Genomic DNA, 14,421 nt, shown 5'->3' on the forward strand with positions numbered 1-14,421 from the left:
CCGCGGGGCCGCCGGCCCGGCCGCGCGGCTCAGCCGAGCACCCGCTCCTCGAGCATCCGCCTGACGGTGGGCGCGTCGGCCGTGCCGCGGGTCGCCTTCATGACCTGCCCGACCAGCGCGCCGAGGGCCTGCACCTTGCCGCCGCGGACCTTCTCCACCACGTCGGGTGCGCCGGCGATCGCGGCCTCGACCGCGGCCACGAGCTCGTCGGACTCCCCCATGACCGCCAGCCCGCGGGCCTGGACGACCTGCGCGGGGTCGCCCTCGCCGGCCAGCACGCCGTCGAGCACCTGGCGGGCCAGCTTGTCGTTGATCGTCCCCTCGCCGACCAGCCGGGCGAGCTCGGCGACCTGCGCGGGGGTGACGGCGAGGTCGCCCAGCTCCGCGCCGGCGTCGTTGGCCCGGCGGGCCAGGTCGCCGAGCCACCACTTCCGGGCCTCGGCGGGGGTGGCCCCGGCGGCGACGGTCGCCTCGACCAGGCCCAGCGCCCCGGCGTTGACCAGCCAGGTCATCTCGGTGGCCGACAGCCGCCACTCCTCCTGCAGCCGCCGGCGCCGGGCGGCCGGCAGCTCGGGCAGCTCGGCCCGGAGCCGCTCCACCCAGTCGGCGTCCGGGGCGACCGGCACCAGGTCCGGCTCGGGGAAGTACCGGTAGTCGGTGGCCTCCTCCTTGCTCCGCCCCGGCGAGGTCGTCCCGGTGTCCTCGTGGAAGTGCCGGGTCTCCTGGAGAACGCGGCCGCCGGCGTCGAGCACCGCGGCCTGCCGGCGCATCTCGTACCGGACCGCGCGCTCGACGCTGCGCAGCGAGTTCACGTTCTTCGTCTCGGTGCGCGTGCCCCAGGCGAGGCTGCCGATCGGCGCCAGCGAGGTGTTGACGTCGCAGCGCAGGCTGCCCTGCTCCATCCGGACGTCGGAGGCACCGAGGGTCTGGATGATGTCGCGCAGCTCGGCGACGTAGGCGCGGGCCACCTCGGGGGCCTTCGCGCCGGCACCGGCGACCGGCCGGGTGACGATCTCCACCAGCGGGATGCCGGCGCGGTTGAAGTCGACCAGCGAGTGGTCGGCGCCGTGGATCCGCCCGGTGGCCCCGCCGACGTGCAGGTTCTTGCCGGTGTCCTCCTCGAGGTGCACCCGCTCGATCTCGACCCGGTAGGTCTCGCCGTCGACCTCGACGTCGAGGTGGCCCGCCGTGCACAGCGGCTCGTCGTACTGGCTGGTCTGGAAGCCCTTGGGGATGTCCGGGTAGAAGTAGTTCTTCCGCGCGAAGCGGCACCAGGAGGCGATCCGGCAGCCCAGCGCCAGGCCGATCCGGATCGTCGCCTCGATCGCCGCGGCGTTGGCCACCGGCAGCGACCCGGGCAGGCCGAGGCACACCGGGCAGGTCTGCGTGTTCGGCTCGGCGCCGAAGGTGGTGGCGCAGCCGCAGAACATCTTCGAGGCGGTGCCGAGCTCGACGTGCGTCTCCAGCCCGATCACCGGCTCGTAGCGGGTGAGGACCTCGTCGAAGTCGACCAGCCGGTCGCCGGTCTGCGTGACGGTCATGGGCGCTCGCCCTCCTTCGGGCCGGTGCGGCCGGTGAACCACGCGCCGAGGGCGGTGAGCACGCCCAGCACGATGAAGACGGCGAAGAAGGCCTCGCCGGTGAGCAGCCAGCCGACCAGGCCCACCAGGACGACGAACGCCGTCAGGGCCCACGCGGCCTTGAGGGCGCCGTTCACGGGGCCACCCCGCGCCGGTCGAGCTCGTCGAGCAGCCGGTGCCCGCGGGCGTCGTCCAGGGCCGCCTCGACGGCCGCGGCGACCCGGTAGCAGCGGTCGTCGGCCAGCGCCGGGGCCATGACCTGCAGGCCGACCGGCAGGCCGCCGGACAGGCCGGCCGGCACCGAGGTCGCCGGCACGCCGGCGAGGCTGGCCGGCAGCGTGCACAGGTCGGCGGCGTACATGGCCAGCGGGTCGTCGACGCGCGCGCCGATCGGCCACGCCACGGTGGGGCTGGTCGGGCTCACCAGGACGTCGACCCCGCTCTCCCAGGCGGCGGCGAAGTCGCGGCCGATGAGGGTGCGCACCTTCTGGGCCTGGCCGTAGTAGGCGTCGTAGTAGCCGGCCGACAAGGCGTACGTGCCCAGGATGATCCGCCGCTTGACCTCCGGGCCGAAGCCCTGCTCGCGGGTCAGCGACATGACCTCCTCGAGCGACCGCGAGCCGTCGTCCCCCACGCGCAGGCCGAACCGCACGCCCTCGAAGCGGGCCAGGTTGGACGACGCCTCGCTCGGCGCGATCAGGTAGTAGGCCGGCAGCGCCAGGTCGAAGGCCGGGCAGGAGACCTCGCGGACCTCGGCGCCCAGGCGCTCGAGGAGGGCCACCGCCTCCTGCACCCGCGCGAGGACGCCGGGCTCGTAGCCGTCGGTGTGCCCCTCGCCGCCGAGCTCGCGGACCACGCCGACGCGCAGGCCGGAGAGGTCCCCGCCGGCGCCGCGGCGGGCGGCCTCGGCGAGCACCGGGACGGGTGCGTCGATGCTCGTCGAGTCGCGCGGGTCGTGCCCGCCGATCGCCTCGTGCAGCAGCGCGGCATCGAGCACGGTGCGGGCCATCGGGCCGGCCTGGTCGAGGCTGGAGGAGAACGCGATCATCCCGTAGCGGGAGACCCCGCCGTAGGTCGGCTTGTGCCCGACCAGACCGGTGAGCGCCGCCGGCTGGCGGATCGACCCGCCGGTGTCGGTGCCCAGCGCCCAGGGCGCCAGCCCGCCGGCCACCGCGGCCGAGGAACCGCCGGAGGAGCCGCCGGGGACCCGGTCCGGGTCCCACGGGTTGCGCGTCGGCCGGTACGCGGAGTTCTCCGTGGAGGAGCCCATCGCGAACTCGTCCATGTTGGTCTTGCCCAGCAGGACGGTCCCGGCCGCCTTGAGCCGGGTGGTGACCGTCGCGTCGTACGGCGGCCGCCAGCCCTCGAGGATCCGCGAACCGCTGGTGGTGGGGACGCCCTCGGTCACGAAGACGTCCTTGAGCGCCACGGGCACGCCCGCCAGCGGGCCGAGCTCGACCCCGGAACCCCGGGCGCCGTCGATCTCCGCGGCACGGGCGAGCGCCGCGTCGCCGTCGACGTGCAGGTAGGCCCCCAGGCCGGCGTCGCGCTCGGCGATCCGGTCGAGGAAGGCACGGGTCAGGTCGACCGAAGAGAGCTCGCCGGCCGCCAGGCGGCGGCCGAGCTCGACGGCGTCGAGCGCGGTCGGGTCGGTGTCCACCGGGGTCACTCCTCCTCGCCGAGGATCTGCGGGACGCGGAAGCGGTCGTCCTCGGCGGCGGGGGCCTCGGCGAGGACGACGTCGCGCGGCAGGCTCGGGGTGACCACGTCGGGCCGCGCGACGTTGGTCAGCGGGACGGCGTGGGTGGTCGGCGGGACGTCGGCGACGTCGGCGCGGCCCACCTGCGCCACCGCGTCGAGGACGGCGGAGAGCTGGCCGGCGAAGGCGTCGAGCTCCTCGTCGCGCAGCGCGAGGCGGGCCAGGCGGGCGAGGTGCGCGACGTCCTGGCGGCCGAGCCCGGCTGTGCCGTCACGCCCGGGTCCGGCGGTGCCGTCACGCCCGGGTCCGGCGGTGCCGTCACGCCCGGGTCCGGCGGTGCCGTCACGCCCGGGTCCGGCGGTGCCACCGCGGTCGTCGACGTCCTGGGGGGCGGGGCTGCTCACGGCGGCAGGGACTCCACTTCGACCGGGGACGGGCGGCCCTGTCCGGGCCGGAGGACCAACCCCGCCACTGTACGTGGGGCCGGCCGCCCACCCGCCCCGGCGGAGGGTCACCTCGACCCGCGGGACGGCGATGCGGGAAGCTGGTCCGCAGCGATCGACGGAGATCGGCCCGCCACCCAGAACGCTTCCCGCGGAGGGACCGTGTCCTACCTTCTCCGGCTGGTCGTCCCCGACCGGCCCGGCATCCTCGGGGCCGTCGCGACGGCACTCGGCCTGGCCGGGGTCGACATCGTCTCGGTCGACGTGCTCGAACGCGGCGGCGGCGTCGCGGTCGACGACATCGTGGTCGACCTCCCCCTGGACCGGCTCCCCGACAGCCTCATCACCGCCGCGCACGCGGTCGAGGGCGTCCAGGTCGAGTCGCTGCGCCCCTTCGCCGGGCCGCTGGACACCCACCGCGAGCTCGACCTGCTCGAGGCGCTGTCCCGGGCGGCCACCTCTCCCCCCAGCACGCTGCCGGTCAAGGTGCTGGCCGCCGAGCTGCCGCGGGTCTTCCACAGCGGGTGGGCCGCCGTGCTGCACGCGACGGCGGAGTCCCCGTGCGAGGTGCTGGCCGCCTCCGACGCCGCCCCGGCCCTCGACGGCATGGCGCTGCCCTGGCTGCCGCTGGAGACCCCCCGGCTGCTGCCCAGCGAGGACGCGTGGCTGCCCGAGCGGTGGCGGGAGATGGCCATCGAGATGATGGCCGCCCCCTTCGGCAGCCCCTGGACGGTGGTGCTGCTCGGCCGCTCCGGCGGGCCGGCGTTCCGCCGCTCGGAGCTGCTGCGGCTGGTGCACCTGACCGGGATCGCCGCCGCGGTCGCCCACCTACCCCCGGCCTGATGAGGACCCCGTCCTCCTCCCCGCTCGCAGGCTCGCGGCGAGCCTCTGGACGGGGCCGCCCTCCCACCTGTCGCGGGCCCGGGGCGGGGCACCGCGGCTACTGCTCCGCGGGCTCGCCGCCGTCGCCGACGGTGGCCACCGCGCGGGCGGCCTCCGGCCCCTCGTCGAGCAGGACGCGGAACCCGTCGTCGTCCAGGATCGGCACCTTGGCCTGCACGGCCTTGTCGTACTTGCTGCCGGGATCGGCGCCGACGACCACGAAACCGGTCTTCTTCGACACCGAGCCGGTCACCTTCCCCCCGCGCTCCTGGATCGCGGCGGTGGCCTGGTCCCGGCTGAAGTCCCGCAGCGAGCCGGTGACCACGACGGTGACCCCGGTCAGCGGGCCGGGCCCGGTGCCCTCCCCCGCGTCGGCCATGCGGACCCCCGCGGCCCGCCACTTCTCGACCACCTCGCGGTGCCAGTCGACGGCGAACCAGTCGCGGACGCTGGCGGCGATGGTGGGCCCGACGCCGTCGGCGGCGGCCAGCTCCTCCTCGCCGGCCTCGGCGATCCGGTCGAGGGACCGGAAGTCGCGGGCCAGGGCCTGTGCCGCCGTGGGGCCGACGTGCCGGATGGAGAGCGCGACCAGCACCCGCCACAGCGGGACGTCCTTGCGGGTCCGGAGGTTGGCCAGCAGCTTGCGGCCGTTGGCCGACAGGGCCCCGTCCTTCCTGGTGAAGAAGGCGGTGCGGCACAGCGCGTCCTCGTCGAGGGAGAACACGTCCCCCTCGTCCTGCAGCAGCCCGCCCTGCAGCAGCGCGATCGCGGCCTCGTAGCCGAGGTTCTCGATGTCGAAGGCGCCGCGCCCGGCGACGTGGAAGACCCGCTCCCGCAGCTGGGCCGGGCACGACCGGGCGTTGGGGCAGCGGATGTCGGCGTCGCCCTCCTTCTCGTGGCGCAGCTCGGTGCCGCACTCGGGGCAGTGGGTCGGCATGGCGAACGGCCGCTCGTCGCCGGTGCGGGCGGCGACCACGGGGCCGAGCACCTCGGGGATGACGTCGCCGGCCTTGCGGATGACGACGGTGTCGCCGATGAGCACGCCCTTGCGCTGCACCTCGGAGGCGTTGTGCAGCGTGGCCAGCTGGACGGTGGACCCGGCGACCTTCACCGGCTCCATGAAGGCGAACGGGGTGACCCGGCCGGTGCGCCCCACGTTGACCCGGATGTCGAGGAGCTTCGTGGTCGCCTCCTCGGGCGGGTACTTGAACGCGATCGCCCAGCGCGGCGCCCGCGAGGTCGAGCCCAGCCGCCGCTGCAGCGCGACCTGGTCGACCTTCACCACCACCCCGTCGATCTCGTGCTCCACCGAGTGCCGCTGCTCCCGGTAGCGCTCGACGTAGGCCCACACGCCCTCGAGGTCGTCGACCACCTCGAACCGGTCGCTCGTGGGCAGACCCAGCTCGCGCAGCCGGGTGTAGGCCTCCGACTGCCGCTCCGGCCGCCAGCCGTCGTGGGCGCCGAGGCCGTGCACGACGAGCCGCAGCGGCCGGGTGGCGGTGATCCGCGGGTCCTTCTGCCGCAGGGAGCCGGCCGCGGCGTTGCGCGGGTTGGCGAAGGGGGGCTTGCCCTGCTCGACCATGCTCGCGTTGAGGTCGGCGAAGGCCTCGACCGGGAAGTAGATCTCGCCGCGGACCTCGAGCTGCGCCGGGAGGTCCTGCCCGGTCAGCTGCTGGGGGATGTCGCGCATCGTGCGCACGTTGGGGGTGACGTCCTCACCGGTGACGCCGTCCCCCCGGGTCGCGGCACGGACCAGCCGGCCGTGCTCGTAGAGCAGCGCCACCGCCAGGCCGTCGACCTTCAGCTCGCACAGGTAGCGGGCCCCCGTACCGACCTCGCGCTCGACCCGGGCCGCCCACGCCGACAGCTCGTCGCTGCTGAAGGCGTTGTCCAGGCTCTGCATGCGCTCCAGGTGCTGCACCGGGGCGAACGTGGCGGCGAACCCGCCGTTGACCTTCTGGCTCGGCGAGTCGGGGGTGACCAGCGCCGGGTGCGCCGCCTCGATGGCCTTGAGCTCGGCCATCAGCTCGTCGTACTGGCCGTCGCTGACCAGCGGGGCGTCCTGGACGTAGTAGGCGAAGGCGTACCGGTTCAGCTCCTCGGAGAGGTCGCGGTGCCGGGTGCGCGCCTCGTCGGGGACCTCGGTGAGGTCCTCGCGGTCGGCCACGGGCACGACCGACGGCTCGTCCAGGTCGACGGCTTCCGAAGTCACGGCCGAACGGTAGCCCGCTGGTACGACGGCGAACCGGTACGTCGCCCGGTCGGGTCGGCTCAGTCCGGCACGAGGTACCGGGCCGACTCGCGCACCGAGGTCATGGCCTGCCGGGCGTAGCCGGGGGTGGCCCCCGCCAGGCCGCACGCGGGCGTGAGCGTGACCGCGGTGTGCAGCTGCTCGGCCGGGAAGCCGAGCTCGCGCCACCACGCCTGCAGCCGGGACGCCGTGGCCCGGGGCGCGGGCAGGGTCGCGTCGGTGCCGGGGACCACACCGGGCAGCAGGTGGACGCCGGCCTCGACCGCGGTGCCGAGCGCGTCGAGGTCCTGCACCAGGCCGAGGTCGAAGGAGAGGCCGGCGGCGCCGGCGGCCCGCAGCAGGTCCAGCGGGACCCGGGACGCACAGCAGTGCAGCACCACCGGGCCGGGGAGTTCCGCGACGACGGCGGCGAGCTCCTGCTCGACCACGGAGGCCTCGACGGCCGGCAGCTTGCCGAAACCGCTGGCGGTGGGCAGTGCGCCCTGGAGGACGGCGGGGAGGGACGGCTCGTCGAGCTGGACGACGACGCGGGCCCCGGGGACGCGGGCGGCCACCGCGGCGACGTGCTCGCGCAGGCCCTCGGTGAGGGACTGGGCCAGGTCGCGCCGGGCGCCGGCGTCGACGACCGCGCGGTCGCCGCGGGTGCGCTCGAGCCCGGCGGCCAGCGTCCACGGCCCGGTGGCCTGGACCTTGAACGGGCCCGTCCAGCCCTCAGCGACCTCGTGCAGCGCGTCGAGGTCCCGGGCCAGGAACTCCCGCGCCCGGCGCAGGTCCACCCCGCCGCGCGGCACCAGCCGCCACCCGGCCGGGGTCAGCTCGACGGCGAGGTCGACGAGGAGCGCGGCGCTGCGGCCGATCAGGTCCGCGCCGGCACCGCGGGCCGGGAGCTCGGGCAGGTGCGCGAACCCCGGCAGCTCACCGGTGACCACGCGCAGCGCCTCGACCGGGTCCGTGGACGGCAACGAGCCGACGCCGGTGGCGGGCCCCCAGGGGGACCCCACCGGCACCGGGTCGCCCTCGGGCGAGGGGCCGACCGGCGGGACGGGTTCCATCGGCGGGTCCGGGTCGATCGGTGGGGCCACGACGGCGACGGTAGTCCGCCGGCAGCCGGGGCCCGCACGGGTTCCCCGCCGCGGGCGGGTGGGCGGGCAGCCACCGGGTGCCGTCCCGCTCGTGCACCGCAGTCATCTCGTCGGCGGGTTGTGTGCAGCATGGGCGCAGCCTGTCGCGGCGGGGGGCGCCGCGGCTGCACACCACCCGCCCGCCAGGCCCGGGCCCGTCCGGACCCGGCCCGTCAGGGACCCGGGCCCACGGCCATGTCAACCTCTCACCTCCGTCTGTGGACAGCCTGCTGACCTCGGGATTCATGCTGCGACGAGCTCCGTCCGGCGATAGCATTCGTACACATGTTCGAGACGGTAGAGCGGGAGGTGACCCGGCGGTGGAGCAGCTGTCGAGTGCGCTGGACGACCTGGGCGGCGCCGGAGCTGGCCTCGGCGTTCGGCCCGGAACTGCTGGCCCGGCTGGGCGGGCTGCTGGTCGCCCAGCACCGGATCGCCGCCGAGGTGGCCCGCACCGTGCGCGCCTGCGAGCTGGCCGGGGCGGCGGAGGTCGACGGGCTGAAGACCATGCAGGCGTGGCTGCGCGGGCACGGGCGGATGAGCCACTCCGCCGCGGCCGGGCTGGTCCGCGCCGGGCGGGCGCTGGAGCACCTGCCCGCGCTGGCGGAGGCGCACGCCGCCGGCGCGGTCAGCGCCGAGGCCGTCGCGACGATCGCCCCGATCACCCGGGAGGAGCACCTGGCCGCCGCCGAAGCCTGCGGGGTGGACCTCGCGGAGGTCGACCGGCTGCTCACCGACCTGGCCGCCGCGCGGCCGCACGCCGACCTCGTGCAGGTGGTGCGGCACTACCTGGCCGGCCTGGACCCCGACGGCCCCGAGCCCGACCCCACCGAGGGCCGCCGCCTGGCCTGGGTCCGGCACGCCGACGGCTCGCTCACCGGCCGGCTGGAGCTGGACGCCGCCGGCGGGGAGAGGCTGCAGGCCGCCCTGGAGAGCCTCCTGCAGGCCGGGCGGTGCGCCGGCGACGAGCGCACCCGGCCCCAGGCGCAGGCCGACGCCCTCGTCCAGCTCTGCGATCTCCAGCTGGCCGCCGGCACCCTGCCGGTGCTGCGCACGGTCAAGCCGCACGTGGCCGTGGTGATCAAGGCTGAAGACCTCATCGACCCCACGGCCGGCCCGGGCGCCGCGGAGCTGGGGTTCGGCGCCACGATCTCCGCCGCCCGGGCCCGCTGGCTGGCCTGCGACGGGGCGGTCACCCGCATCGTGCTGGGCCCCGACGGCGCACCCCTGGACGTGGGGCGCACCCACCGGGTGGTGCCCCCGCACCTGCGCCGCGCGGTGGAGCGCCGGGACCGGGGCTGCGTGTTCACCGGCTGCGGTGCCCCGACCCACTGGTGCGACGTGCACCACCTGCTGGAGTGGGCCCTGGGCGGGGAGACCTCGCTGGCCAACTCGGCCCTGCTGTGCGAGCGGCACCACACCAAGGTGCACCACGGGTTCCGCGTCGAACGGCGACCCGACGGCGCCTGGCGTACCTGGCGCCCCGACGGCACCGAGATCCGCATCCCCCAACCCCTGGCCGCCGCCTGAAGCAGAACGGCCGGACCCCGAGCAGAGCCAGAACCGCACACCGGCCGACCCGGCGCACCCACCCGTGCGCCGGGCACTCGGCGTGCCCGGCGGCGGGGCCGGTGGGCTGCCGGGCCGTGAACAGGCCGAGCACCGGTGCCGCGGCTCCACGAGGTGCGGCGCTCGGCCCGACCACCGGCTCCCGGTGTCCCGACCACCGGCGACCGGGGGTCAGGAGGTGCCGAGCACGGCTCCCTGCCCGAGCACGAGGTCACCGCGCTCGGCGTCCGGGGCGTAGAGGACGGCGGACTGGCCGGGGGCGACGCCGCGCTGGGCGGTGTCGAGCTCGATGGCCAGACCGCCATCCGGCGCGCACCGCACGGTGCACGGCACCGGGCCGCCGTGCGCCCGGAGCTGGACCTCGGCGCGCAGGGGCAGTTCGGGCGCCCCCGCGGTCCAGGTCGGGACCGCGGTGCGGACCTCCCCCACGCCGGCCAGGTCGGCGGTGCCGATGGTGACCGTGCGCGAGACCGGCTCGATACCGAGCACGTAGCGCGGCCGGGAGTCCCCCGCGGCCACACCGAGCCCGCGGCGCTGCCCGACGGTGAAGCCGTAGGTCCCCGCGTGCGTCCCGACGGTCGCCCCCGTCCCCGCGTCGACGACCGGACCGGGCTGCTCGCCCAACCGCCGCGCCAGGAAGCCGCGGGTGTCGCCGTCCGGGATGAAGCAGATGTCGTGCGAGTCCGCCTTCGCGGCCACCGCGAACCCGCGCTCGGCGGCCATCTCCCGCACCCGGTGCTTGGTCATGCCCCCGAGCGGGAAGAGCGCGCCGGCCAGCTGATCCGGCCGGAGGACGGCGAGCACGTAGGACTGGTCCTTGGCCGCGTCGACCGAGCGCCGCAGCAACCCGTCGACCAACCGGGCGTGGTGGCCGGTCACCACCGCGTCGAAACCCAGGGCCCGAGCCCGGTCGAGGACCGCCGCGAACTTGATCCGCTCGTTGCACCGCAGGCACGGGTTGGGCGTGCGGCCGGCCGCGTACTCGGCCACGAAGTCGTCGACGACGTCCTCGGTGAAGCGCTCGGCCAGGTCCCAGACGTAGAAGGGGATGCCGAGCTCGTCGGCGACGCGGCGGGCGTCGTGGGCGTCCTCGACGCTGCAGCAGCCCCGCGCGCCGCTGCGCAGCGTCCGGCGGTCGGGCGACAGGGCCAGGTGCACCCCGGTGACGTCGTGACCGGCGTCGACCGCCAGCGCCGCGGCCACGGCGGAGTCGACGCCACCGCTCATGGCGGCGAGGACCCTCATCGCCGGTTCATCCCCGCTCGGCGGGCCCGCTCCACGACCGGCCCGATGACCTCGAGCGCCGCGTCGACGTCGGCGTCGGTGGACGTCGTCCCGAGGCTGAACCTCAGCGAGCTGCGCGCGCGGTCGGGGTCCGCGCCGGTGGCCAGCAGGACGTGACTGGGCCGGGCGACCCCGGCGCTGCAGGCCGAGCCCGTCGAGCACTCGACCCCGCGCGCGTCGAGGAGCATCAGCAGGGCGTCCCCCTCGGCCCCGGGGAAGGACAGGTGGGCGTTGCCCGGGAGCCGTCCGGGCCCGCCGGCGAGCTCGTCGTCCAGCGGCGCACCGTTGAGCTGGGCGTCGGGCACCTGCACGACCACCCCGGCGACCAGCCGGTCGCGCAGCGCCCGCAGCCGCGTGGCCCGCTCCTCCCGGCCGGCGACGGCCAGGCAGGTGGCCACCTGCAGGCCCACGATCGCCGCGACGTCGAGGGTGCCGGAACGGACGTCGCGCTCCTGCCCGCCGCCGTGCAGCAGGGGCATGCACTCGGCGTCCCGGCGCAGCAGGAGCACGCCGGCCCCCATCGGCCCGCCGAGCTTGTGCCCGGTCATGGTGAGCGCGTCGACCCCGCTGGCGCCGAAGTCCACCGGCACCTGACCGACCGCCTGCACGGCGTCGGTGTGCAGGGGCACGCCGACCTCGTGCGCCACGGCGGCGAGAGCGGCGAGGTCGCTGACCGTGCCGATCTCGTTGTTGGCCCACATGAGGCTGGCCACGGCCACGTCGCTGCCGTCGCCGAGGGCGGCGCGCAGGGCCTCGGGGGTCACCCGCCCGCTGGGCTCGACCGACACCCAGGTGAGGTCCGCCCCGGCGTGCTTGGCCAGCCACTCGGCGCTGTCGAGGACCGCGTGGTGCTCGGCGGGGCTGACCACCAGCCGCCGGCGGCGGGAGTCGGCCTCCTGGCGGGCCCAGAAGATCCCCTTGACGGCCAGGTTGTCCCCCTCGGTGCCGCCACCGGTGAAGAGGACCTCCGAGGGCCGGGCACCGAGCGCCTCGGCCAGCCGCTCGCGCGCCTGCTCGGCGACCCGGCGGGCGGCCCGCCCGCTGGCGTGCAACGAGGAGGCGTTGCCCACCCGGCCGAGCTGCTCGGTCATCGCAGCCAGGACCTCGGGGAGCAGCGGCGTGGTCGCCGCGTGGTCGAGGTACGTCATGACGCCGCCAGGGTAGTCCGGGCCGCCCGGTCGGCCGCCGCAGCGGCCGGGACCGCGGTCCGGGGGGACACGGCGGCCCCCACGGCGGCCAGCGAGGCGAGGACGGCGGCGGACCCGGCCACCGCCGCGGCCAGCGGCAGCAGCCCCGCGGTCGCCGCCCCGACCAGCACGCCGACCAGCCCCACGCACAGCGCGGAGGCGGTGACGTCGGCGATCTGGAAGGCCGCCGAGTCCGCTCCCCGGCGGTGCTCCGGGGACTGCTCGAGCAGCAGCACCCCGACGCTGGGCATACCCAGCCCCATCCCGAGCCCGGCCACCGCCCAGGTCAGGTACGCCGGCCAGCCGCCGATCCCCGGCACCGCGATCGCCGCGGTGCCCGCGACGCCGACGGCCAGCAGCACGAACCCGGCCCGGAGCAGCCGGGCGCGGGGGATGCCCGGGTGCCGGCCCTGCAGCTGGGAGGCCAGCGCCCAGCCCACCGCCCCGGCGGTCAGCGGGATGCCCGCCGCGGTCGGCCCGTAGCCGTGCAGCTGGGTCAGCGACAGGGGCAGCAGCACGTCCATGCCGAAGAACGCGCCGGCCAGCAGCCCACGTGCGCCGATGACCGCCGGCAGCCCCGGCCGGGCGCGGACGACGCCCGCCGGCAGCAACCGGCGCAGCCCCGCGGCCAGCGCGAGGAGACCGGGGACGGCGACCAGCAGGGCCGGCCGGTCCAGCCGCTGACCGGCCAGCTGCAGCACCCCGATGCCGAGCCCGGCGAGGGACGCCCACACCGCCCGCCCGCCGCGCCGAGCCCCGGGAGCCCTCCCGGCGGGCCCGAGGCCGCGCAGCGCCGGCCGCACGAGCAGCAGGCTCAGCGCGGCCAGCGGCAGCAGGCCGAGGAACACCCACCGCCAGCTGGCGTGCGTCGTCAGCAACCCGGCGACCAGCGGACCGACCAGCGCAGGGAGCACCCACGCCGCCGAGATCGCGCCGAACAACCGCGGGCGCAGCTCGGCGGCATAGGCCTGGCCGGCCACCACGTAGAGGGCGACCGCGATCAGCCCGCCACCGAACCCCTGGACGGCGCGGGCGGCGACGAACACGGCCATGTCCGAGGCCACCCCCGCGCCGAGCAGACCGGCCGCGAACACCGCGACCCCGCCGACCAGCGCCGCCCGCGGCCCGCGCCGGTCGCCCAGGTCGCCGCCGACCACCATCCCGACGACCGACGCCACGAGGTAGGCGCTGAACGGCCAGCCGTACCAGGCCAGCCCGTCGAGCTCGGCCACCGCCGTGGGCATCGCCGTCCCGACCGCCATGGCCTCGAACGCCACGAGCGTGACCAGGAGCAGCAGGCCCGCCGTCGGGAGCCGGTGCTGACGGTCCAGGATCCCGCTCGTGCCCACCCTCCGGCCAACCGCGGACGGCCGCGGCACCTTCCCGGACACGCGTCGAGCGCCGCCCCCGGAGGGGACGGCGCTCGACCTGCGGCCTCACTGCACCCGAGCCTTGCTGCAGCCCGGCTCGGCGCGGCCTCGCTGCAGGGGCCCGCGCCGAGCGTCAGGGAGGCGTGGGGGGCAGCGAGGTCCTCTTACTTGCGGGCGGTGATCTGCTCGGTGGCCTGCGGGACGACGGTGTTCAGGTCGCCCACCACGCCGAAGTCGGCGAGCTCGAAGATCGGCGCCTCGGGGTCCTTGTTGACCGCGACGATGGTCTTCGAGGTCTGCATGCCGGCCCGGTGCTGGATCGCCCCGGAGATGCCCACCGCGATGTAGAGCTGCGGCGAGACGGTCTTGCCGGTCTGCCCCACCTGGAAGGTGTGCGGGTAGAAGCCGGAGTCCACCGCGGCCCGCGACGCCCCGACGGCCGCGCCGAGGGAGTCGGCCAGGCCCTCGATGACCGAGAAGTTCTCCGCCGAGGCCACCCCCCGGCCGCCGGAGACCACGATGGAGGCCTCGGTGAGCTCCGGGCGGGAGGACTTCTGCTCCACCACGCGGTCGAGCACCTTGGTCTGCTTCGCGGCGTCGGAGAGCGAGACGGCGACCTGCTCCTCGGCGGCCGCGCCCGGGGCGGGCTCGGGGGTGACCGAGTTGCCGCGCACCGTGTAGATCGGCGTGCCGGTGGTGACCTTCGAGTGCACGATCGTCGCCCCGGCGAAGGCGACCTGGGTCGCGGTGCCATCAGGAGCGATCTCGGTGACGTCGGTCAGGAACCCGCTGCCGGTCTTGATGGCCACCCGCCCGGCGATCTCCTTGCCCTCCGGGGAGGAGGGGATCACGACCGCGGCCGGCTGCCTGTCGGCGACCAGCTGGGCCAGCACCTCGGCCTTGGGGGCGACCAGGTAGGAGTCGACCTCCTCGGACTCGGCCACGTAGACCTTCGCCGCGCCGTACTCGGCCAGGGCGTCCTTCACCGCCGCGGCCGTGCCGGGGGCGCCGACGACGACCGCCGACACCTCACCG

Annotated in this window: 12 protein-coding genes; 2 read left to right on the plus strand and 10 right to left on the minus strand. The window is 76.2% G+C overall.

Features of this window, described 5'->3' with window-relative positions; translation table 11 throughout:
• Window positions 1-29: 29 nt before the first annotated feature.
• Genes gatB through gatC form a run of 4 tightly spaced genes read right to left on the minus strand, consistent with a single transcriptional unit; the run spans window position 30 to window position 3,683 of the window.
• A complete protein-coding gene (gatB, locus tag D0Z06_RS21230) occupies window positions 30-1,541 on the minus strand; it encodes an Asp-tRNA(Asn)/Glu-tRNA(Gln) amidotransferase subunit GatB (RefSeq protein WP_117379535.1) in 1,512 nt (503 codons plus the stop codon).
• Window positions 1,538-1,717 (minus strand): hypothetical protein, encoded by a 180-nt coding sequence (locus D0Z06_RS21235; RefSeq protein WP_117379536.1) that lies wholly within the window; start codon window positions 1,715-1,717, stop codon window positions 1,538-1,540. Before D0Z06_RS21235 ends, gatB begins: the two co-directional genes overlap by 4 nt.
• Complete coding sequence (gatA, locus tag D0Z06_RS21240) at window positions 1,714-3,240, minus strand: Asp-tRNA(Asn)/Glu-tRNA(Gln) amidotransferase subunit GatA (RefSeq protein ID WP_199522462.1); 1,527 nt, start codon at window positions 3,238-3,240, stop codon at window positions 1,714-1,716. The genes D0Z06_RS21235 and gatA overlap by 4 nt, the downstream gene beginning before the upstream one ends.
• A gap of 5 nt (window positions 3,241-3,245) precedes the next feature.
• Window positions 3,246-3,683, minus strand: a complete 438-nt coding sequence (gene gatC, locus D0Z06_RS26545) for an Asp-tRNA(Asn)/Glu-tRNA(Gln) amidotransferase subunit GatC (protein ID WP_117379538.1) — start codon at window positions 3,681-3,683, stop codon at window positions 3,246-3,248.
• A gap of 201 nt (window positions 3,684-3,884) precedes the next feature.
• Here gatC and D0Z06_RS21250 point away from each other — a divergent pair, with 201 nt between their 5' ends.
• Entirely contained in the window at window positions 3,885-4,565 is a 681-nt protein-coding gene (locus D0Z06_RS21250) for an ACT domain-containing protein (protein WP_117379539.1), read from the plus strand.
• 97 nt (window positions 4,566-4,662) lie between these two features.
• On the opposite strand, the gene ligA is transcribed toward D0Z06_RS21250, so the two are convergent.
• A complete protein-coding gene (gene ligA / locus D0Z06_RS21255) occupies window positions 4,663-6,816 on the minus strand; it encodes an NAD-dependent DNA ligase LigA (protein WP_117379540.1) in 2,154 nt (717 codons plus the stop codon).
• Window positions 6,817-6,875: 59 nt separating this feature from the next.
• Window positions 6,876-7,937: a methionine synthase gene (locus D0Z06_RS21260; protein WP_233517869.1), complete on the minus strand. Its 1,062-nt coding sequence runs from the start codon at window positions 7,935-7,937 to the stop codon at window positions 6,876-6,878.
• A 324-nt stretch (window positions 7,938-8,261) separates the two neighbouring features.
• On the opposite strand from D0Z06_RS21260, the gene D0Z06_RS21265 reads away from it, so the two are divergent.
• Window positions 8,262-9,506: an HNH endonuclease gene (locus D0Z06_RS21265; protein WP_370453378.1), complete on the plus strand. Its 1,245-nt coding sequence runs from the start codon at window positions 8,262-8,264 to the stop codon at window positions 9,504-9,506.
• A gap of 210 nt (window positions 9,507-9,716) precedes the next feature.
• Here D0Z06_RS21265 and mnmA read toward each other — a convergent pair whose 3' ends face one another.
• From mnmA to D0Z06_RS21285, 4 genes are all read right to left on the minus strand, one after another.
• A complete protein-coding gene (mnmA, locus tag D0Z06_RS21270) occupies window positions 9,717-10,790 on the minus strand; it encodes a tRNA 2-thiouridine(34) synthase MnmA (RefSeq protein ID WP_117379541.1) in 1,074 nt (357 codons plus the stop codon).
• The gene (locus tag D0Z06_RS21275) at window positions 10,787-11,977 is read right to left on the minus strand and encodes a cysteine desulfurase family protein (protein ID WP_117379542.1); all 1,191 of its coding nucleotides are present in this window, start codon (window positions 11,975-11,977) and stop codon (window positions 10,787-10,789) included. Before D0Z06_RS21275 ends, mnmA begins: the two co-directional genes overlap by 4 nt.
• On the minus strand, window positions 11,974-13,365 hold the full coding sequence (locus D0Z06_RS21280) for an MFS transporter (RefSeq protein ID WP_233517870.1): 1,392 nt from the start codon (window positions 13,363-13,365) through the stop codon (window positions 11,974-11,976). The genes D0Z06_RS21275 and D0Z06_RS21280 overlap by 4 nt, the downstream gene beginning before the upstream one ends.
• 185 nt (window positions 13,366-13,550) lie before the next feature.
• Window positions 13,551-14,421, minus strand: an 871-nt coding sequence (locus D0Z06_RS21285) for an electron transfer flavoprotein subunit alpha/FixB family protein (RefSeq protein ID WP_147332101.1), incomplete at its 5' end; no start/stop codon positions are given.

The sequence above is a fragment of the Geodermatophilus marinus genome, assembly GCF_003428645.1.
GTDB lineage: Bacteria > Actinomycetota > Actinomycetes > Mycobacteriales > Geodermatophilaceae > Geodermatophilus.